A 21,161-nucleotide genomic window follows, 5' to 3' on the forward strand; every position below is an offset into this window, starting at 1 on the left:
GCTTTGTCGCAGTAGGTCGGGGCGGAATTTGTCGGCGTCGAACTGGCATTGTTAACTTACCGAGAGTAAGACGTCCGGCGGCAAAGGCCAGGTGCCAGCCGATGCCGGCGGCGGCAAGCAGCCAGGCGCCGGCGCGGCCTACTTCAGCAAGAGGCGCGTCCACGCCAGCGCCGCGCCCAGCAGGATTGCCTTGCCAATCGCATTCCGATGCGGTACTGCCGGGCCTGTTTGCCGCCCGATGGCCTGACCGGAGCGCTGGGGAACGGCTGTCATTGGGCGTACTCAACGACCAGCAATGCCGTGGCCATGGTTTTTCCAGGGTTCGAAATGGCATGCTGAACATCCGCCGGATAGCGTGCGGACTCGCCGTGCCGGACTTTCTTCTCGCTGGGGCCGGATTGAACGGTGACGCAGCCGCTCATCACAGACAGATGTTCTTTCGAACCACTTTCATGCGGCTCGGATGCGAGTACGCCGCCGGGATGGATCGACAGCTCATACCATTCCACCCGGCTTGCAAGGTCCACCGGGCCGAGGATCTTCAACTCGCATTTGCCATCCGGGCTTCTGATCACCGGGATCGAGTGAGCGGGAATGACCGTCACGGTTGGTGTCGGCTTGTCAGCCTGCCCGCCGGAAAGGAACTCGGCCAGGCCAATGCCCAAAGCGTTCGCCAATCGCCACAAGACCGCTACCGTGGGATTGGCAAGATTCCGTTCAACCTGCGAAAGCATCGATTTGGAGACGCCAGCACGCCGGGAAAGCTCGTCAAGAGAGAGCTTGCGTGCCTGGCGAAGCAATTGCAGCCTGGCTCCAATGACGGGGGGGCCTTCTGCGAACGGCTCAGTCGGGGGGACTTGTGTCATGAAATGAAGTCCTGTAAAGTGAACAAAACGTTCGATATACAGAACATGTTCGGTTTATCGATCATTCTCAGTTTACAGGAGCACCGCTGTGCCGACAACAGACGCATTCTATGCAGCCATCCGCCAGGAGCTCGAGTCCATTGAACAAGCCGGTCTGTTCAAGACCGAGCGTGTCATCGCCTCTCCCCAGGGCAGCCTGATCAGGACTACCGATGGGAAGGAAGTCATTAACCTGTGCGCCAACAACTACCTGGGTCTCTCTTCCCATCCGGAGGTCGTGGAGGCTGCGCATCGCGCGCTCGGCGAGCGTGGTTTTGGCTTGAGCTCCGTTCGGTTCATTTGTGGTACGCAAGATCTGCACAAGTCGCTCGAGGCGCGTCTCGCGAGCTTTCTCGGCACAGAAGACACGATCCTCTACGGCTCGGCCTTCGATGCAAACGGGGGCCTGTTCGAGACGCTCCTTGGTGCGGACGACGCCGTCATCAGCGACGAACTGAACCACGCGTCCATCATCGATGGCATCCGGCTCTGTAAAGCCAAGCGTTTCCGCTACAAGAACAATGACCTTGAGGATCTTCGCGCGCAGTTGAAGGCGGCCGATGCCGCGGGCGCACGGTTCAAGCTCGTCTTTACCGATGGCGTATTCTCGATGGATGGCACGATTGCCAGGCTCGACAAGATCCGCGAGATCTGCGACGAGTTCGGGGCGCTCCTCGGGATCGACGAGTGCCATGCCACGGGCTTCCTCGGGCAGCGTGGCCGTGGCTCTCACGAACACCGTGGGATCTTCGGCAAGGTCGATATCATCACCGGAACGCTCGGCAAAGCGCTAGGCGGCGCCTCGGGTGGCTTTACGAGTGGGCGAAAGGAAGTCGTGGCATTGCTGCGCCAGCGCTCCCGGCCTTATCTTTTCTCGAACACGGTGGCGCCGTGCATCGTGGGCGCGACACTCAAGGTGCTCGACCTGCTCGAAGCCGATACCACATTGCGAGACAAGCTCGAGCGCAATGCGCGGTACTTCCGCGGCAAGCTCGGCGCGCTGGGATTCGACGTGAAGCCCGGCGACCACCCCATCATTCCCGTCATGGTGTACGACGCGGACAAGGCGCAGCAACTGTCCCGGCGTCTGCTGGAGCTCGGCGTCTATGTCATCGGTTTCTTCTATCCCGTCGTCCACAGGGGGCAGGCACGCATCCGCGTGCAGATCAGCGCCTTGCACGACAGCGCTGAACTGGACCAGGCGTTGGAGGCGTTCGAGATCGCAGGCAAGGAACTGGGGATCATTCAATGACAACGCCAGCCAAGGTTCTGATCATTGGCGCCAACGGCCAATTGGGAACGGAGTTGGCGTCTGCGCTGGCCGATCGTTATGGCAAGCAGAATGTCGTCACGAGCGACATGGTGCCGCACGGCCGCCACCTGCACCTCACGCATGAAATGCTCGACGTAACCGATCGTGCGCAACTTCGCGATGTCATCGAGCGGCATGGGATCACCCAGATCTATCACTTGGCAGCCGCATTGTCGGCAACCGGAGAGAAGTCACCCACATGGGCGTGGCAACTCAACATGAACGGCCTGCTGAACGTGCTGGAGGCTGCGCGTCACCAGAGGCTCGACAAGGTATTCTGGCCCAGTTCGATTGCGGCATTCGGCCCGACAACGCCGCCGCACGCCACGCCCCAAAGCACCATCATGGAGCCCAAGACCGTCTACGGCATCTCCAAGCTGGCGGGCGAAGGCTGGTGCCGTTGGTACTTTGAGAACCATGGCGTGGATGTCCGGAGCGTGCGATATCCAGGATTGATTTCCTACAAGACGCCTCCAGGCGGCGGAACCACGGACTACGCAATCGATATCTTCCATTCGGCGCTCAAGGCGCAACCCTATACCTGCTTCCTGGAGAAAGATGAAGCCCTGCCAATGATGTACATGCCGGACGCCGTTCGCGCGACCATCGAGCTGATGGAGGCGCCTGGCGCCAACATCTCCGAGCGGGGAAGCTACAACCTTGCGGGCCTGAGCTTCACACCTGGCGATATCGCGAACGAGATCCGGCGGCATTGCCCGGGGTTCGATGTCAGGTACGAGCCTGATTTCCGTCAGGAGATTGCCGGTGGATGGCCTGACTCTATCGACGACTCGGTAGCCAGGCGGGATTGGAACTGGAGACCTGAGTTCGGCCTCAAGGAGATGGTGGCCGACATGCTGAAAAACCTGGCAACGCTGAACCAGGGCAGCGCCTTGGAATGCGTGAGCTGAGACCGGGTTGGCGCAGCAGGTAAAGCCAGGAACCCGGGCGCCGGCCAGCCTCGCGGCATGACAGCAGGCTGCGCGAAGGTCGTTGCATGGTAGCGCGGGACACGTATTGACAGGGTCGAGACCCAGTGACAGAAGATCGCCTCGATTTCGGACGCTGGGATGCGTGGTCGGGGATAGAAGGCGGTCTGGACGATGCGCGATGCCGCGCGGGCGATAGACAAGGCGCGAAGCGCCGGCCGCATCGATCCAAATAACGATTACCAGAGGAGACAACGCATGACCACAGCTGCAAATCCAGCAATCCGATTTTCCGGCCGCCAGGGCCGGCTTCGACATCGGAGGGTCCACGCTGGCGCTCCACTTGCGCGAAGCCGGGCAGCCCGTATCAGGAAGCTCGTTGCGCGCCGGAACCCATTCACGGGTGAGAGCCGTGCGGGTGCTGACAAACGTTCGCGGGTCTGAGAGGAGACCAATATGACTGACGCAACGAAACTGCTCGACGAAGAGCGGGCCCACGAGGAGCGGGACCTCCATCGCGGGCTCAAGGACCGGCACATCCAGATGATCGCCATCGGCGGCGCCATCGGTGTCGGACTGTTTCTGGGAGCAGGGCGCGCGATCGCTATCGCCGGCCCGGGACTGATGCTGAGTTATGCCATCGGCGGCGTGGCGATCTTCTTCATCATGCGCGCGCTGGGCGAGCTGCTGCTGTACCGCCCGGTGACCGGATCCTTTGCAACCTACGCCGAGGAGTTTGTCGGCCCCTTTGCCGGCTTCGCCACCGGCTGGTCGTACTGGTTCATGTGGGTGGTCACCGGGATGGCCGAGATCACCGCTGTTGCAGTCTACGTGCACTACTGGTTCCCGGACGTGCCGCAGTGGATACCGGCGCTGGCCACCCTGGCGGTGCTGTACCTGGTGAATTGCATCGCGGTCGCGGTATTCGGCGAGCTGGAATTCTGGTTCGCGCTGATCAAGGTGGTGACCATCATCGCCATGATCGTGATCGGGCTGGCGATCATCTTCTTCGGTGTAACACCGCTCGGCCCGACGGCCGGCTTCTCGAACCTGTGGACGCATGGCGGTTTCATGCCGTTCGGGACGCTCGGCGTGGTGCTGACCTTGCAGATCGTCATGTTCGCCTACCAGGGCGTGGAACTGATCGGTGTCACCGCGGGGGAGGCGCAGAATCCCGAGAAGGTGTTGCCGCATGCGACCAACGGCGTCGTCTGGCGCATCCTGATCTTCTACGTTGGCGCGCTGATCGTCATGATGGCGCTGGTGCCCTGGAATGAGCTGAAGCCCGGCGTCAGCCCCTTCGTTTACGTGTTCGAGAGGATCGGCATTCCAGGGGCGGCCGCGATCGTCAATCTGGTCGTCATCACGGCGGCAGCCTCATCTTGCAACAGCGGCATCTTCAGCACCGGGCGCATGCTGTATACGCTGGCGCAGTTTGGCCAGGCGCCGCGCGCCTTCGGCAGGGTCAGCAGCAAGCAAGTGCCGGCCACTGCCATCACGTTCTCGGCCGTGCTGATGGGCATCGGCGTGCTGCTCAACTACATCGTGCCGGAGCAGGTCTTCGTCTGGGTCACCAGCATTTCGCTGGTCGGTTCGCTGTGGACCTGGTCGATCATCATGATTGCCCACCTCGGCTATCGCAAGGCAATCGCCGCCGGCCGGGTCAAGGCGGTGGACTTTCGCATGCCTGGCGCGCCTTATGCCAACTGGCTGGTGGTCGTCTTCATGATCACGGTTGCGGCGCTGCTGTCGCTCGATCCGGGTACCCGGGTGGCGCTCTACGTGGCACCCGTGTGGTTCGCGCTGCTCGGCATCGGCTATCGGCTCACCAAATCGCGTGCGCCGCTTGAGGGGCGTGTCCAAAAGTCGGCTTGACCACTGTCCCGCGCGCCGCCGGCGCTCTCACGCGGCGGCACGCACGCCGGACCCCGCTGGTGGCAATGGGCGTGCGTGCCGAATACCGCACGCACGCCCATTGCCACCAGCGAGGCACTGCCGATCTGGGAGAACCCTACGCTCCCCGAGGCCGTGGCTGCGTGCCCATGCTTGCTAACGATGGCTCCTGATCCCGCCAGCGACAGCCAGGAGCTGCTGGCGAGGCTGACCAGGCACATCGGCAGCACCACGGTACGTACTATCACCTAATGCTGCTCTGCGTCATTTCTTTTGCTACAATTAGGGAAAACCCGATGAGGGTTATCCCTGAAAGGAAGAAAGCCATGAACACCCAATCCGACATCAAGATGACCGACCAACTCGAGCGCGAACTGATCGAACGCGAACTTGGTCCCCGCAGCCCGGCCTTCGTCGACGACGTGAAGAGCGCCATCGCCGCTGTGCAGTCCGTGCTGGGCCGCCTTCAGAACCAGGCTCGCAAGGCAAAGATCGTTTTCGCGAACGGCTGATCGCCCGCGCACCGACATCAAGAATCAAGAGTGAATGCTGCCGTAGTGCGTCGTAGTTAACTGTTGTTGTTTGTTTTTGTTTGTTGTTGATGTATGTAGTCTTGGTTTGACGGCTCTGATGCTGCCTGTCGCGGCGATGCGCTGATGCATCTGTCCTGGCGAGGGACGGCGGATACCATGTCAAACCGGCGCGGATCTCTTTCGCGCGGCAAAACCGGCCAACGCGTCGCTCCGAGGAGCGCAGCGCCTTTTGGCCGGTTTTTTTATGGGCGCTAGCTCCGTTGTGCCCCTTTGTGAGATCGCCTCACAAGCCTTGCGAGTCATTTTCCTTTTGCCGGCGCACCGGATCGCGCTATCTTGAAGGCCCCCTGTGCCTTCTCCCGGTCTTCCCGTGTCCACCATCTCCCCCCGCTTGCTGCTCTGCCTGCTGATTACCTACTTGGTATGGGGCACGACCTATCTCGCCATCCGTTTCACGCTGGAGAGCTTTCCGCCGTTCCTGATGATGGGCTCGCGTTTTCTCTGCGCAGGCCTGTTGCTGGCGCTGTGGCTGCGCTATCGCGGCGCCGCCATGCCGACCTTGCGCCAGCTGCGCAATTGCGGGGTGCTGGCCGGTTTCCTGCTGGTTGGCGGAATGGGGCTGACGGCGGTGGCGGAGCAGACCATCTCGTCCGGGGCGACTACCGTGATGATTGGTGCGATGCCGATCTTCGGCTTGTTCTGGGGAATCTGCTTCGGTGCGAGGCCGCGCTGGTACGAAGTGCTGGCCATTGCGCTGGGCAGCGCGGGCATCCTGGTGCTGACCGGCGGCGCGGAGTTTCGCGCGAGTGCCACGGGCGTCATGGCTTTGCTGGCGGCGATCGGCAGCTGGTCGTTCGGTTCGCAGATCGCCAGGCGCCTGGATTTGCCGCAGGGCGCAGTGGCGTTTGCCGCGCAGATGCTGCTGGGCGGGGCGATCTTGCTGGTCCTGTCCTTTGCGTTCGGCGAACCCTGGCCGCGGACGGTCAGCAGCCAGGCGTGGTGGGCGTGGGTCTACCTGGTGGTGGCTGGGTCGCTGGTGGCGTTTTCCGCCTATATGTATCTGGTGGCAAACGTCTCGCCGACGGTTTCCTCAAGCTATGTCTACGTGAACCCGCCGGTGGCGCTGGCGGTGGGCGCGTGGCTGGGCAGCGAGCAGATCGCGCCGCAGACGTTCGGTGCGGTGGCGTTGATCCTGGGGGCGCTGGCGGTGCTTAGCCTGGGGACGTGGCGCGGGGCGCGGGCGATGGCGGCGACCTGAGTGAAGATTGCCGCCCGCACGCCAGACCTAAGGGCTCAGGACTCGGATTGTTCCTCGATCCACATCGATAGCCGCGCCTTGTATGCCTGCTGGATGTGCCGGCGCGTGATTTGCTCGGCTAGCGCGGGATCGCGTTGCTCCAGGGCTTCCACAAGTGCAATGTGCTCTTCGTACGAGACCCGGGCGCGTCCCGGCAGCGCCAGCGTGGTGCGTCCCAGCAGTGCCATCGACTCGTGCAGCGAGCGCAAGGTCTTGAGCAGGTAGCGGTTGTGCGCGCAGCGGTGCAGCGTTTCGTGGAAGAGCCGGTTGTTGGCGGCGAGCTTGTCCGGCTGGTCGGTTATAGCCAGGTCGCGCTGGACGATGTCGCGCAACAGCGAGATTTCCACATCGGTAGCGTGGCGCGCGGCGAGCGCGGCGGCGGTGCCTTCCAGCACCTCGCGCATGACATAGAGCTCGCTCACCATGCTGGCGTCGAGCTGGGTCACCATCATGCCCCGGTTAGGCTCGTTGACGACCAGGCCTTCGGATTCCAGCCGCGACAGCGCTTCGCGCACCGGCGTGCGCGACAGCCCCAGCGAGGCGGCTAGCTCCACTTCGCGCAGGCGGGTGCCGGAGGGCAGCTGCCCGGCCTGGATCGCATTGCGCAGGTGCTGGTAGGCCCGCTCGGCACGGGGCAGCGAGGCGTCGGGGCCGGCCGCGCCGGCTGGATCTGCGGAAATCATTAGGCGGGTGGGATCCCGGGGTGATGGTTCGTTGTTGTGCATTGTTGTGCGTGGATCTGCGTCGCACATGATACCCGCTCCAGGCTTGGCAACATCACGCCTGCGCTATGTCGGTTACCAGCGGCGCGGGCGGCATTCGAGGTGGCGTCCGCTGCTTGCCGGGCATCCGGTTCCACGCGGTACTGGCGCTCAGTGGGCAGGTCTTGAAAGCGTGCGGCACGGCGCGGAGAGTGCGTAAAGCGGTTGATGAAAGTGTCGGATGTGCCATTTTTTGTTAGGTGTGTGCCGACTTGGGCATGCGGTAGGCCCAGCGTGGTGGCATCGGATCGCTGGTCAACCACATGCGCGGATAGTCGATAGTTCGGGCGCTGGCATCCAGCAAGGAACCGGGCAAGCGGCTCGTCCGGTGCCGTGTCAGAGCGGCAGCGTCATCAGCAGGGTGAGGGCGGACGTATCGCGCAGGCCGATCCGCGCCATCGCGCGGCGCAGGGCAGCCGTGGCGGCACCGCAGGCCTCGCCAGCGCGGTTGGTGACGTTCAGCCGTGCCAGCACGCGGGTGGCAAAGCGCAGCGTGACCGGGACCTGCTTGCGGCAGAACGCTACCTTGCGCACATAGCCATCAACCTCCCAGAACCAGGTCGTGTTAGCAGGGAAATAGCCGATGTCGCCGGCCCGCAGCACATGCACGCGCCCGGTGGCGCTGGTGACCCTGACCTGGCCTTCCAGGATCAGCACGGTCTCCTCCCAGCCGTAGTACCACTCAAACGTGCCACCCGTGCATTCCCACACATTGGTGGATGCCAGGCCATCGATCGCACGGGAATGCTGCGCGGCGCGCGATTGCGGGGCCCCGGTGCGGATCCAGGTGGGTTCGATCGGGCAATTCTGCATCGGCAAATCGCCGGTGCTGGCGAAAGCCCCTTCGCGCTGCTGCGCGAGCGTGCCGGCCGGCGCGTCGGCCCCGAACATCGTTTGTGACCCCATCGCTGCCTCCTTGTCTTTGATTGGTAGGCAGACATTAGCGAGTCAGGCATCCCCGAAATGTGCGGTGACGCACTTAGCGCGCGATGCGGCTGTGCTCGCATTCGATGCCGCATAGCCTGGCGTACATCGCGCTGTCCCAGCGAAAGCGCAGGCCGAGCTCGGAGAACGCGGCGTTGCCCGCGCTGACTTTAGCCCTCACCATCGACCGCGTGCTCAATGGGCTGACACATTGGCTGGATCTCGGACAACATCGGCCGTGAGAACACAATGTTCCTGGCCTTTGCGATCGAGGCGGTGGGCATTCTGTTGCTGGCTAAGTATGGGCAGGATCCCATCGCCTTCCTGGCTCTGTTCGTGCCCAAGCCAATGCGCGAAGCCCATGCCAAAAAATATATGCATTCCAACACCACCGCGCCGATGGGATATCGCGCGGTGCCGGAGGACCTGACCGGAGGGGCTTGCCGGCGTGGATCGTCGCGGTCAATGCGCCGCGGGAATCGGGATATGATCGAAGGCGAGAGTCAAAACGAAAGCGAAAGCGAAAGCGAAAACGAAAACGGAAACCCTCCCGCGACTCCCGCTGCATGTAGCGAGGCCGCGTGCAGTGCAAGATAAAACCAGAGCGGCGGGCAAGCACTAGCAGCGCTTGCCCCGCAGCCATCCGGCACCCCCAAGAGACAGCTTTTCGAGATTGCCATGAACCAGGTCGTTATTCCCATCGCGGTCCAGGACATCGGCAAAGCGCGCAAGCGCCGCCAGCCGAAGGGGAGGCAGCCTGACCCGGCAGCCTTGGCCGAAGTCCGGGCCGCCCTGGGCGACGCGCCGCGGCGGCGCGACCTCCTGATCGAGCACCTGCATGCCATCAACGACCACTACGGCCAGCTGGCGATCCCGCACCTGGTGGCGCTGGCGCAGGAGATGGGGCTGTCGATGGCGGAGGTCTATGAGGTCGCCACTTTCTATCATCATTTCGATGTCGTGCGTGAGGATGGGGACGGCGCCATCCGGCCCCCGGCTGCGGTGACGGTGCGCGTGTGCGAAGGCATTGCCTGCGAGCTGGGCGGGGCGCGCGACCTGCTCGCCCGGCTGCCGGCCCTGCTGGGCAGCGAAGTCAGGGTAGTGGCCGCGCCCTGCATCGGCCGCTGCGAGCGCGCGCCCGCCGCGCTGGTCGGGCAGAACCCAGTGGATTTTGCGAGTCTGCAGACCATTTCGGACACGGTGGGCGCACGCGCCGTGCATCACGCTCCCGAAACCCATCTGGGCTATGACGACTATCGCGCGCAAGGTGGGTATCAGTTGCTGCGCGCGGTGGCCTCGGGTGAGCGTGATCCAGAATCCTTGCTGCGCACGATGGAGGATTCCGGCTTGCGCGGGCTGGGTGGCGCGGGTTTTCCCACCGGGCGCAAATGGCGGATCGTGATGGCCGAGCCGGCCCCGCGCCTGATGGCGGTCAACCTGGATGAGGGCGAGCCCGGCACCTTCAAGGATCGCTTCTACCTGGAGCGCGACCCGCATCGCTTCCTGGAAGGCATGTTGATCGCCGCCGCGGTGACCCAGGTCAGCGCCATCTACATCTACCTGCGCGACGAATACGCAGGCTGCCGTGCCGTGCTTGGCGAAGCGCTGCGCCGGCTGCAGGCCGACCCACCGATCCCGGACATGCCGGAGATCCAGTTGCGGCGCGGCGCCGGCGCGTATATCTGCGGCGAAGAGTCCGCCATGATCGAATCGATCGAAGGCAAGCGCGGCATGCCCAGGCTGCGTCCGCCCTATGTGGCGCAGGTCGGCTTGTTCGGCCGGCCCACGCTGGAGCACAATTTCGAGACCCTTTACTGGGTCCGCGAGATCCTTGAAAAAGGCGCGGGCTGGTTCGCCGCGCAGGGACGCCATGGCCGGCACGGGCTGCGCTCGTTCTCGGTGTCGGGGCGCGTGAAGCTGCCCGGCGTGCATGTGGCACCGGCGGGGATCACCGTGAGTGAGCTGATCGAGGAATACTGCGGCGGCATGCAGGACGGCCATCGCTTCTACGGCTACCTGCCGGGCGGCGCCTCGGGTGGCATCCTGCCGGCGTCCCTGGGCGATATTCCGCTGGATTTCGATACGCTGCAGCCCCACGGTTGCTTTATCGGATCGGCCGCCATCGTGGTGTTTTCCGAGCAGGACAGCGCGGTGGCCGTGGCGCGCAACCTGATGCACTTCTTCAAGCATGAATCCTGCGGACAGTGCACACCATGCCGTGTGGGCACGGCCAAGGCGCTGGAGGTGATCGCGCAGCCGAAATGGGACCTGGCCGCGTTGGCGGACTTGTCTGCGGTGATGCGGGATGCGTCCATCTGCGGGCTGGGGCAGGCTGCGCCCAACCCGGTGGATTGCGTGATCAAGTACTTTCCCCAGGAACTGGCCTGATAAGCGAGGGCGAGATGAATGCACTGACCCGCGCCGAGCGCGCGCAAGTGGATGCCTCCTCGGGTACCACGGTGACGTTCCGCCTGAATGGCCGGGATGTGTGCGCCTGGCCTGGCGAGAGCTTGCTCAAGGTGGCGCAGCGCGAGGGGATCGACATCCCGTACCTGTGCTACAAGGACGGCCTGGACACCGCCGGCAACTGCCGCGCCTGCATGGTGGAGATCAAGGGCGAGCGCGTGCTGGCGCCGTCGTGCTGCCGCTACCCCGCGCAGGGCATGGAAGTGCAGACCGCGTCCGAGCGCGCGCTGCGCTCGCAGCGCATGGTGCTGGCGCTGCTGCAGTCCGATATGCCCGAGGCACATTACACGCGCAGCAATGCGCTGGATCATTGGTCGGCCCTGCTGGACGTCGGCAAGCCGCGCTTTGCGCCGCGCGCCGCCGTGCCAGCCGATTTGTCCCATCCCGCCATCGCCGTCAATCTCGATGCCTGCATCCAGTGCACCCGCTGCGTGCGCGCTTGCCGCGAGGAGCAGGTCAACGATGTGATCGGGCTGGCCTTTCGCGGCGACCAGGCCGCGATCGTGTTCGATATGGGCGACCCGATGGGCGCCTCCACCTGCGTAGCCTGCGGGGAGTGCGTGCAGGCTTGCCCGACCGGCGCGCTGATGCCGGCCCGCGACGCCGCGTTGCCGGTGCCGGATCGCCAGGTGGAATCGGTCTGCCCGTACTGCGGGGTGGGCTGCCAGCTCACCTACAACGTCAAGGACAACCGCATCCTGTTTGTCGAAGGGCGTCCTGGGCCGGCCAACCAGATGCGCCTGTGCGTGAAGGGCCGCTATGGCTTCGATTACGCCCAGCATCCGCACCGCCTGACGGTGCCGCTGGTGCGGCGCGAAGGCGCCCCCGCCAAGCGCGGTGATTTCGTGATGGATCCCGCGCGCGTGATGGATGTGTTTCGCGAAGCCAGCTGGGATGAGGCCCTTGCGCTCGCTGGCACCCGCCTGTCGGCCATCCGCGACACGTACGGCAAGCGCGCGCTGGCCGGCTTTGGGTCCGCCAAGGGGAGCAATGAAGAGGCTTACCTGTTTCAAAAGCTCGTGCGCACCGGCTTCGGCAGCAATAACGTGGACCATTGCACGCGGCTTTGCCACGCGTCGTCGGTGGCGGCGCTGCTCGAAGGCATCGGCTCGGGCGCGGTTTCCAACCCGGTGATGGATGTGGCGCGCGCGCAGGTGGTGATCGTGATCGGCGCCAATCCAACGGTGAACCATCCCGTGGCGGCAACCTGGATCAAGAACGCGGTAAAAAATGGCACCAAGCTGATCGTGGCCGATCCACGCCGCTCCGACCTGGCGCGCTTCGCCCATCGCTTCCTGCAGTTCGAGCCCGATACCGATGTGGCGCTGCTCAACGCCATGATGCATGTGATCGTGGCCGAAGAACTGGTCGATCAGGATTTCATCGCCAGCCGCACCATCGGCTATGAGGAACTGCGGCGCAATGTGGCGGCCTACAGCCCGGAGCTGATGGCGCCGGTTTGCGGCATCGATGCCGATACCATCCGCTATGTGGCACGGCTGTATGCCAGCTCCAAGGCCTCGATGATCCTTTGGGGCATGGGGATCTCCCAGCATATCCACGGCACCGACAATGCCCGCTGCCTGATCGCCCTGGCGCTGATGACGGGGCAGATCGGCCGGCCGGGCACGGGGCTGCACCCGCTGCGCGGCCAGAACAACGTGCAGGGTGCTTCCGACGCCGGACTGATCCCGATGATGTATCCGGACTACCATCGCGTCGACGATCCCGAGGCCATTGCGCGCTTCGAGTCGTTGTGGGGCATGCCGCTGGATCGCCAGCCGGGGCTGACCGTGGTCGAAGTGATGCAGGCCATCGAGCGGGGCGAAGTGCGCGGGATGTACATCATGGGCGAGAACCCGGCTATGTCGGATCCCGATGCCCGGCATGCGCGCGAGGCGCTGGCGGCGCTGGACCACCTGGTGGTGCAGGATATCTTCCTGACGGAGACCGCCTACCTCGCCGATGTGGTGCTGCCGGCTTCGGCGTTCCCTGAGAAGACGGGCACCTTCACCAACACCGACCGCACGGTGCAGCTTGGCCGCCAGGCGATCGATCCACCCGGGCAAGCGCGGCAGGACCTGTGGATCATCCAGCAGATGGCCGCCAGGCTGGGGCTGGACTGGTCCTACGCGAGCGTGGCCGACGTGTTCGACGAGATGCGCCATGCCATGCCCAGCATCGGCGGCATTACCTGGGAGCGCTTGCAGCGGGAGGATGCGGTGACCTATCCCTGCCGCGCGGAAGGCGACCCGGGGGAGCCGGTCATCTTTACGGACACGTTTCCGACGGCTTCGGGCCGGGCCCGGTTCGTCCCTGCCGACATCATTCCCGCGGCCGAGCGGCCCGATCAGGAGTACCCGGTCGTGCTCATCACTGGCCGGCAGCTCGAGCACTGGCATACCGGCAGCATGACCCGGCGCGCGGGCGTGCTGGATGCCATCGAACCGGAGCCGGTGGCGCTGGTGCATCCGCTCGACCTTGCCGCCATCGGAGGCCAGCCGGGCGACGTGGTGACGCTTGCATCGCGCCGGGGCCAGGTATCGCTGTTTGCCCGGGTGGACGACGGTACGCCGCGCGGCGCGGTGTTCGTGCCGTTCTGCTACTACGAGGCCGCCATCAACGAGCTGACGAACGCGGCGCTGGACCCCTTTGGCAAGATCCCGGAGTTCAAGTACTGCGCGATCCGCATCACGCTGGGTGGCGAGGTGCCTCGGCAGTCCAGTTTTGGGGGCGGACAGATCCTTGCGGCCGGCAGCAAACAAGGAGATGGCTAGATTTTCCGGAAAATCAGGAAATTGATTGTTGGATTTTCCGGCTAATCAATGTGCGGCAACGGGGCTACGCTATGGCCATGGCGCAATCCCGTGCCGCAGAACCTGCGTGATTGACTTGATGGAACCCGCAATGAAAGCCGTTGGCCTGACCCGTTACCTGCCGATCGACGACCCGCAATCCCTGGTCGACGTGGAAATCGCCACCCCCGTGCCGGAAGGACGCGACCTGCTGGTCAAGGTGGCGGCGATCTCTGTCAATCCTGTGGATGCCAAGGTGCGCGCGCCCAAGGACAAGATCGAGCCCGCCACGCGCGTGCTCGGATGGGATGCGGCGGGCACAGTGGCCGCGGTGGGCCCGGATGTCACCCTGTTCAAGGTGGGCGACCCGGTCTTCTACGCTGGCAGCATTACCCGGCCTGGCGCCAATAGCGAGTTTCACCTGGTGGATGAACGCATCGTCGGCCATAAGCCGGCATCGCTCGATTTTGCCCAGGCTGCCGCGTTGCCGCTGACCGCCATTACGGCCTGGGAAGCCTTGTTCGATCGCCTGGGCGTCTCGCCGCAGGGCGAGCATGCCGGGCGTTCGGTGCTGGTCATCGGCGGGGCAGGTGGCGTGGGCTCCATCGGCATCCAGCTGGCCAAGACGCTGGCAGGGCTGACGGTCATCGCCACCGCGTCGCGGCCGGAGTCGGCTGCCTGGTGCCGCGAGCTGGGCGCTGACCACACCATCGACCACCATGGCGACATGCCGGCCCAGTTGCGCCAGCTCGGGTTTGCCGAGGTCGACTACATCCTGTGTTTTAACGACACGGACCGCCACTTTGCTGCCATGGCGACCGCGATTGCGCCGCAAGGCAAGATCTGCTCGATCGTGGAGAACAGCGGCCCGCTGGCCGTGGGCGACCTGAAGAGCAAAAGCGCCACCTTTGTGTGGGAGTTCATGTTCACCCGCTCGATGTTTGGCACGCCGGACATGATCGAGCAGTATCGCTTGCTCAACGAGGTGGCACGGCTGATCGATGCCGGACGGCTGCGGACCACGCTGGGCGAGAACCTCGGGCGGATCGACGCGGCCAACCTGCGCCGCGCCCATGCCATGCTCGAGAGCGGGCGGACCATCGGCAAGCTGGTGCTGGAGGGGTTCTGACGCAGGGTTCGGACGCGTCTGCAAGCAGGAGGCCGGCGGGCGAGGTGTCAGTCGGCCTTCCTTTTTCGCTTAATCAGCAATTAACCGCCAAGACCTGACCCAAACCGCCAACGGCGATTCCGTGGCATGCCACGGAATCACTGCAGCAAGCAGGGTCTGGGAGTCATTCAGGCATCGGCCTGGGCTGGCATCCTGCGAGTTGCCTCGGCAAGCCCGGGCGCGTTCGCGGCGCCGTGGATAAACGATACCGCCCGCGCGATGACCTGCGCGTCGTGCAGGACACGGCGATGGCCCAGTCCGTCCGTTGCCATCAACTGCGCGCCAGGCCACGCACCGGCAATGGCCGCGCCGCTTTCCCAGCCTACTTCCTTGTCTTGCCGGTCGTGGATCACCAGCGTGGGCGGCACCGGGCGGGCGCGCCCGATGGCGGGGACGTTGAAGGCAGACCACGGCATGCCCAGCCAGCGCTCGCTGTTGCGCTGCATACGGGCCAGTACGCCGGGGCCAATGCCGAGCTGCCAGGCCAATGTCGCGGCGGCAGTGTGCATGTCGGCCGGCGGGCCGATCATCACGGCAGCCTGTAGATGCAGGCCCTCGCGCACGGCCAGCGCCAGGGCGGCGCTGCCAAGCGAATGCGCAATCACCGCGTGGATCGGGCCGGCGTGCCACGCCGTGGCCAACAGCGAATGTGACATTTCCACAACAGAAGTCTGGCTGGCGCCGCGCGCACCCGCGTCGGAGCTGCCGTGCGATAGTGCGTCAAAGGCGACCACGCGCATGCCAGCCGCCAGCAGCGGCGCAACCAGCGGCTGCCACTGGGCGGCATGGCCACCCCAGCCGTGGGCCAGCAAGACCGTCGGCCCGGTGCTGCCCCATCGATAGACGCGCACACGCCGGCTCGCTCCCTGGCCGGTCACGAGCGCCCAGTCCGCGCGTGCACGGTCAAGCAGCTCGCGCCCAGCGCTATCCGGGCCGTTGCCATGGGGCGGACGGAACCAAGCGTGTTCGAGCGCGCGCGCTACGCCGGCCGGATAAAGCAGCTCGGCCAATTGCCAGCCAAGGCGCCCCAAGCGTATTGGCGCCCTGGTTCTCGGCGCTGCCTGGCGGTTCTTGGTGGATGAGTAAATCGCTTGCGTCACGGCGGTCACCTCCAGCGAAATCTTTTGGCATTCCTGGTCGGCTCATTGAAGCGGGGTGATACCCCTCTGAAAGACCGACCAGTCGTGCTATTTTTTATTTCAAAAAAAGACGACGTCCCGCCGTCTCGAAATTCATCCCGATCTGTCTCGCGGAGGGCGTCTCGCGCAGGTGCCTGCGCGCCCTTGGCTACTTGCGCACGGGTTGCGCAAGCTCGGCGCGGCGGAGCAGCGCCTCGAACGCCCGGCGGGCCATGGTCTCGGTGTCTTCACGACCCAGCAGCTTGTAAGACTGTTGAAAGGACATGCCGATGCCGACCATCTCGAAGGCGAACTGCCGCGCGTCTTGTGCCGGGGACAGATCGCCTTCCTCGATCGCGTCGGTCACGGCCCTGGCGATGAGGCTATGCCAGTCTTTCAGCGATTGCACCACCTGATCCCTGACGGCACCGGGCCGGTCGCGGTATTCCTGGCCTAGCGCCATGAACAGGCAGCGGCCTTTATTGACGGATCCGCCGAGCCAGAGCATGTACCCTTCGAAGAGGGCTTGCACCCGGCGCGTGCCGCGAGGCAGGCGCATGGCCGGCCTGATGACGATGTCCGAAAAGCGCTCCAGGGCGAGCGCCAAAACTGCCTGCTGCAAGGCTTCCTTGGACTTGAAATGCGCGTAAAGCCCGCTCTTGGACATGCTGGTGTCGGCGGCCAATGTGGCGAGCGACAACTGCTCGAACCCGACCTGGGCGGCTGTGTCCAGGGCCTGCTCGATGATGGCTGCGCGGGTAAGTTGTCCTTTCTGCATCCCGAAAGAGTAGCACGACCGGTCGTATTGTCAACCTGACACTTGTGCTTCCTCGTCAACCTATTTCACTGCCGCCCGTTATGTCACCACGGAGGTAGATAATTGTGCTTTATCGGACCTATTGACAGGCTAGGATTAGCCTGCGCAGGGTGCCAACAAGAAATCTGCACAAAGTGTTGCCCTGATTACATACGGAACGCTTTGCGTGCTCTATACTCGAATGCACGTCCGCGCACTTTTTTTTCACTGGTGACTGGAGACCGACATGAACAGTACAGCCGTGCCTAGAGGCGCTAGCGAACCGTTCCGGCAACTGCGGGCGTTGCGCCGAGCGCGAAAGCTCAAGCAGGAAGACGTCGCCCGTAAGGCCGGGATCTCCCGGGAAGCTTACTTGCGGGCAGAATCGGGTCAGGCCGACCCCCGCATGTCGACCTTCCTAGCGGCTTGCGAGGCGCTTGGCCTGGAAGTGGTGCTGGCTCCCCAGCATCTTGCAGCCGACGTCAACGCGTTTATTGCCAGCCGCAATGGTGGCGTCACGGCCGCTTCCATGGCCGGGCAGGCGCCTGCCGCAACGCCTACCGCCGCGAGTCCTGCACCGGCCACCCCGGTCAGCACAGGCTTCGCGTCGAGCCCGGGCGAAGGTCACAAGCCAGCCTGAGCACTCGCGCTGGTTCCGGCCGGGTCTGCGGCCGGACTGGCGTGCGCTTGTCATGCCAGCAGCGGGCACGCCCCCACGTGCCTGCTGCTGGAGTTTTGCCTGCTTTACATGGATGGCCGGATGCCGCGCCTGGCGGCATCCGCCTGTCTTTGACGGCCTTGGCCCCGCGCCGAGGCCGGGTCGTGCCTTTGCCTGTCGAGCCTGTCGTTTTCTCCCTGATCTTCCTGATCCTTTTCTCCGCCTGACATTGCTCGGGCTGCCTGCACTTGTGCGCCGTCTGGCGTCGCGTCTTTGTCCCATCCCGTCCTTCGCGCCTAACCTACAAATGTCGTGTCCACTGGTTTTCGCCGTCCGCAGCGAAATAAGGGCCGATACCGGTTTGACACGTCCGGGACCTGAGATTACGATATGGTAAATCAATTACGGATTGTGAAATTCGCGATCCGAAGTTCGAAAGACACCGCCAGGGTGATCGTTCGGCCACTATGCCCGCCGCGGCAATGGCCTGAGGCGTAAGGAGACAAGCCAATGCCGCTGAGTACCGACCCCAACCTTGCCCGTCCGGACGACTTCTACGAGGCGCTGATCGACATGCATCGCGATCTCACCGACGCGCAGAGCCAGGCCGCCAACGCGCAACTGATCCTGCTGCTGGCCAACCACATCGGCGATCTTGCTGTCCTGCAGGAAGCCATGGAGCTTGCCCGCGCGGGCGTGCTCGATTCATCGAAAGCGAAATCGCAAGCGTAAGAGGAAGACCCAAGACATGACGCAGACGCAATTGAACGTTGTGAACGTGACAGGGCAGGCGCCCGACCACGGCACGCCCGGCTACCAATCCGGCTTTGCCAACGAGTTCGCCACCGAGGCATTGCCCGGTGCGCTGCCGGTGGGGCAGAACTCGCCCCAGCGCGCGCCATATGGCCTGTATGCCGAGCAGATTTCCGGTACGGCGTTTACCGCGCCGCGCGCGCACAACCGGCGCAGCTGGTGCTATCGCATCCGTCCGGCGGCGATGCATGAGCCGTTCACGCGGGTCGAGCAGTCGCGCATCGTCAGCCATTTCGATGCGGTGCCGCCATCGCCCAACCAGATGCGCTGGAGCCCGCCGGCGATGCCTATGGAGCCCACCGACTTTGTCGACGGCATCATCACCATGGCCGGCAACGGCGGCCCGGAGGCCATGTCGGGTTGCGGGATCCATCTGTACCTGGCCAACCGGTCGATGACGGATCGCTTCTTCTACAACGCAGACGGCGAGATGCTGATCGTGCCGCAGCAGGGCAGGCTGCGCCTGGCGACCGAGATGGGCCTGCTGGACGTCGAGCCGCAGGAGATCGTGGTGATCCCGCGCGGCGTGCGTTTTCGTGTGGAACTGCCGGATGGCGAGGCGCGCGGCTATATCTGCGAAAACTACGGCGCCTTGTTCCGCCTGCCCGACCTGGGCGTCATCGGCTCCAATGGCCTTGCCAATCCGCGCGACTTCCTCACGCCGCATGCATGGTACGAGGATCGTGAGGGCGATTTCGAGCTGGTGGCGAAGTTCCAGGGCAACCTGTGGCGCGCCGCGATCGGGCACTCGCCGCTGGATGTGGTGGCCTGGCATGGCAATTACGCGCCGTACAAGTACGACCTGCGCCGCTTCAATACCATTGGCTCGATCAGCTTCGATCACCCGGATCCGTCGATTTTCCTGGTGCTGCAAAGCCCGTCCGACACCCCGGGCGTGGACAGCATCGATTTCGTCATCTTTGGCCCGCGCTGGCTGGCGATGCAGAACACCTTCCGCCCGCCCTGGTTCCACCGCAACATCGCCAGTGAGTTCATGGGCCTGATCGAGGGTGTCTACGATGCCAAGGCCGATGGCTTCTCGCCGGGTGGCGCCAGCCTGCACAATTGCATGAGCGGCCACGGCCCGGATGCGGAGACGTTCGCCAAGGCCACTGCCGCGGATACCTCGCAGCCGCACCGTATCGGCGATACCATGGCGTTCATGTTCGAGACGCCGGCCGTGATCCGGCCGACGCCGTATGCAGCGGAATCGGCGCAGTTACAGGACGACTACTACAGGTGCTGGCAAGGCCTGAAGAAGCATTTCAACCCCAGCGAGCGCTGATCCTCAAGTCCCAAGGCCGGCATCACCCGGCCAACCATCATGAATCCGGGGTGTCCGTGCGGCGCATGTCGCTGGCACCCTTGTCATTGCCTTCCGGAGCCCCCGATGACCACTGTCCAGCAGAGTTGGATCGAATCCGCCAATGATGGCGTCACGCATTTCCCGCTGCAGAACCTGCCCTACGGCATCTTTTCCCCGAACGGTCAGGGTCCGCGCGTAGGCGTCGCCATCGGCGACTTCATTCTCGACCTGTCCGTACTGGACGAGGCGGGCCTGCTGCCCGCCTCCGTCAAGGGCGTGTTTGGCGGCGCCACGCTCAACGCCTTCATCGCGCTCGGCAAGCCGGCATGGACGGAAACCCGCCAGCGCCTGACGTCCATGCTGGCGGCGGACGACACCACCTTGCATCCCAAGTCGGCCCTGCATGAGCAGGCCCTGGTGCCGATGGCCTGGGCTACCTTGCACCTGCCGGTGGACATCCCCGGCTACACCGATTTCTACTCCTCGCGCGAGCACGCCACCAACGTGGGCCGCATGTTCCGCGATCCGGAAAATGCGCTGCTGCCCAACTGGCTGGAGATTCCCATCGGCTACAACGGCCGCGCCAGCTCGGTGGTGGTGAGCGGCACGGAACTGCGCCGCCCGAAGGGGCAGATCAAGCCGCCGAACGCGCCGCGCCCGGTCTTTACGGCTTGCCAGAAGCTCGACTACGAACTGGAAATGGCCTTCATCGTCGGCAAGCCGTCGACCCTGGGCGAGCCGGTCAGCACCGCTGCGGCCGCCGGGCACATGTTCGGCATGGTGATCCTCAATGACTGGAGCGCGCGCGATATCCAGCAGTGGGAGTACGTGCCGCTGGGCCCGTTCAACAGCAAGGGCTTCGGCACCTCGATCTCCCCATGGGTGGTCACCATGGACGCGCTCGAGCCGTTCCGCCGCGACAATCCGGTGCAATCGCCCGAGCCGCTTGCGTATCTGCAGCAGCCCGAGCGCAACGCCTATGACATCGCGCTGGAAGTTTCGCTGCGCCCTGAAGGCGCCGCGCAGGCCACCACCGTCTGCCGCACCAACTTTAAGGCCATGTACTGGACCATGGTCCAGCAACTGGCGCACCACACCGTGTCCGGCTGCAACGTTCGTGTGGGCGACCTGATGGGCTCCGGCACCATCAGCGGCACCACGCCGGATTCCTACGGCAGCCTGCTGGAGCTGACCCGTAACGGTGCCGAGCCCTTGACGCTGGCCGACGGCAGCAAGCGCGGTTTCCTGGAGGATGGCGACGAAGTGATCATGGCCGGCTGGTGCCAGGGCGACGGCTATCGCGTCGGCTTTGGCGAGGTGGCAGGGAAGATCCTGCCCGCGCTGTAAGCCGCGTCACGCTCGTTTTGCCACGGGCCCCCGCCGCGCTACGCCGGGCGGGGGATAACCCGGTCACACTCCCTCCCGCTCTCATTCCCCCGTTTCCCTCCTGGCCTTGACAGGCATGGCGATGCCACCGCATGGCCGGC

17 protein-coding genes and 2 pseudogenes are annotated in these 21,161 nt (G+C 64.4%); 13 read left to right on the forward strand and 6 right to left on the reverse strand.

What is annotated here, in order from left to right; genetic code table 11:
- Nucleotides 1-269: 269 nt before the first annotated feature.
- Complete coding sequence (locus F7R26_RS26730; RefSeq protein ID WP_150986642.1) at nt 270-866, reverse strand: helix-turn-helix domain-containing protein; 597 nt, start codon at nt 864-866, stop codon at nt 270-272.
- Between the two features lie 88 nt (nt 867-954).
- Here F7R26_RS26730 and kbl point away from each other — a divergent pair, with 88 nt between their 5' ends.
- The 5 genes from kbl (at nt 955) to yedA (ending at nt 6,830) form a co-directional block, all read left to right on the forward strand.
- The gene (gene kbl, locus F7R26_RS26735; RefSeq protein ID WP_150986641.1) at nt 955-2,157 is read left to right on the forward strand and encodes a glycine C-acetyltransferase; all 1,203 of its coding nucleotides are present in this window, start codon (nt 955-957) and stop codon (nt 2,155-2,157) included.
- Nucleotides 2,154-3,128 (forward strand): NAD-dependent epimerase/dehydratase family protein, encoded by a 975-nt coding sequence (locus F7R26_RS26740; RefSeq protein ID WP_150986640.1) that lies wholly within the window; start codon nt 2,154-2,156, stop codon nt 3,126-3,128. Before kbl ends, F7R26_RS26740 begins: the two co-directional genes overlap by 4 nt.
- A 474-nt stretch (nt 3,129-3,602) precedes the next feature.
- Nucleotides 3,603-5,021: an amino acid permease gene (locus tag F7R26_RS26745; RefSeq protein ID WP_150986639.1), complete on the forward strand. Its 1,419-nt coding sequence runs from the start codon at nt 3,603-3,605 to the stop codon at nt 5,019-5,021.
- A 344-nt stretch (nt 5,022-5,365) separates the two neighbouring features.
- Entirely contained in the window at nt 5,366-5,551 is a 186-nt protein-coding gene (locus F7R26_RS26750) for a hypothetical protein (protein WP_150986638.1), read from the forward strand.
- 400 nt (nt 5,552-5,951) lie between these two features.
- On the forward strand, nt 5,952-6,830 hold the full coding sequence (gene yedA / locus F7R26_RS26755) for a drug/metabolite exporter YedA (RefSeq protein ID WP_150986665.1): 879 nt from the start codon (nt 5,952-5,954) through the stop codon (nt 6,828-6,830).
- A gap of 35 nt (nt 6,831-6,865) precedes the next feature.
- Here the strand turns inward: yedA and F7R26_RS26760 are convergent, their stop codons facing one another.
- The 3 genes and pseudogenes from F7R26_RS26760 to F7R26_RS26770 form a co-directional block, all read right to left on the reverse strand.
- Nucleotides 6,866-7,552, reverse strand: a complete 687-nt coding sequence (locus tag F7R26_RS26760) for a GntR family transcriptional regulator (RefSeq protein WP_150986637.1) — start codon at nt 7,550-7,552, stop codon at nt 6,866-6,868.
- A gap of 414 nt (nt 7,553-7,966) precedes the next feature.
- Entirely contained in the window at nt 7,967-8,536 is a 570-nt protein-coding gene (locus tag F7R26_RS26765; RefSeq protein ID WP_241754737.1) for a cupin domain-containing protein, read from the reverse strand.
- Between the two features lie 76 nt (nt 8,537-8,612).
- Nucleotides 8,613-8,726 (reverse strand): annotated as a pseudogene (locus F7R26_RS26770) (LysR family transcriptional regulator); the annotation flags it as partial.
- Here F7R26_RS26770 and F7R26_RS41120 point away from each other — a divergent pair.
- The 4 genes and pseudogenes from F7R26_RS41120 to F7R26_RS26790 form a co-directional block, all read left to right on the forward strand.
- Nucleotides 8,710-9,151 (forward strand): annotated as a pseudogene (locus F7R26_RS41120) (hypothetical protein); the annotation flags it as partial. The pseudogenes F7R26_RS26770 and F7R26_RS41120 sit on opposite strands and share 17 nt — an antisense overlap.
- Nucleotides 9,152-9,232: 81 nt before the next feature.
- The gene (locus F7R26_RS26780) at nt 9,233-10,942 is read left to right on the forward strand and encodes an NADH-ubiquinone oxidoreductase-F iron-sulfur binding region domain-containing protein (RefSeq protein WP_150986636.1); all 1,710 of its coding nucleotides are present in this window, start codon (nt 9,233-9,235) and stop codon (nt 10,940-10,942) included.
- Nucleotides 10,943-10,956: 14 nt separating this feature from the next.
- Nucleotides 10,957-13,797, forward strand: a complete 2,841-nt coding sequence (gene fdhF, locus F7R26_RS26785) for a formate dehydrogenase subunit alpha (protein ID WP_150986635.1) — start codon at nt 10,957-10,959, stop codon at nt 13,795-13,797.
- A 130-nt stretch (nt 13,798-13,927) separates the two neighbouring features.
- Entirely contained in the window at nt 13,928-14,944 is a 1,017-nt protein-coding gene (locus F7R26_RS26790; protein WP_150986634.1) for a zinc-binding alcohol dehydrogenase family protein, read from the forward strand.
- Nucleotides 14,945-15,111: 167 nt separating this feature from the next.
- On the opposite strand, the gene F7R26_RS26795 is transcribed toward F7R26_RS26790, so the two are convergent.
- Complete coding sequence (locus tag F7R26_RS26795) at nt 15,112-16,083, reverse strand: alpha/beta fold hydrolase (protein WP_150986633.1); 972 nt, start codon at nt 16,081-16,083, stop codon at nt 15,112-15,114.
- 187 nt (nt 16,084-16,270) lie between these two features.
- A complete protein-coding gene (locus F7R26_RS26800; protein WP_241754738.1) occupies nt 16,271-16,801 on the reverse strand; it encodes a TetR/AcrR family transcriptional regulator in 531 nt (176 codons plus the stop codon).
- A gap of 343 nt (nt 16,802-17,144) precedes the next feature.
- Here F7R26_RS26800 and F7R26_RS26805 point away from each other — a divergent pair, with 343 nt between their 5' ends.
- From F7R26_RS26805 to fahA, 4 genes are all read left to right on the forward strand, one after another.
- On the forward strand, nt 17,145-17,537 hold the full coding sequence (locus F7R26_RS26805) for a helix-turn-helix domain-containing protein (protein WP_150986631.1): 393 nt from the start codon (nt 17,145-17,147) through the stop codon (nt 17,535-17,537).
- 528 nt (nt 17,538-18,065) lie between these two features.
- Nucleotides 18,066-18,287, forward strand: a complete 222-nt coding sequence (locus F7R26_RS26810) for a DUF2783 domain-containing protein (protein ID WP_150986630.1) — start codon at nt 18,066-18,068, stop codon at nt 18,285-18,287.
- Nucleotides 18,288-18,303: 16 nt separating this feature from the next.
- Nucleotides 18,304-19,653 (forward strand): homogentisate 1,2-dioxygenase, encoded by a 1,350-nt coding sequence (hmgA, locus tag F7R26_RS26815; RefSeq protein ID WP_241754739.1) that lies wholly within the window; start codon nt 18,304-18,306, stop codon nt 19,651-19,653.
- A gap of 105 nt (nt 19,654-19,758) precedes the next feature.
- Nucleotides 19,759-21,021 carry a fumarylacetoacetase gene (fahA, locus tag F7R26_RS26820; RefSeq protein WP_150986629.1) on the forward strand — a complete coding sequence of 421 codons (1,263 nt, stop codon included), beginning with the start codon at nt 19,759-19,761 and terminating at the stop codon, nt 21,019-21,021.
- Nucleotides 21,022-21,161: the final 140 nt, after the last annotated feature.

Source organism: Cupriavidus basilensis (genome assembly GCF_008801925.2).
In the GTDB taxonomy this organism is placed as follows: Bacteria; Pseudomonadota; Gammaproteobacteria; order Burkholderiales; family Burkholderiaceae; genus Cupriavidus; species Cupriavidus basilensis.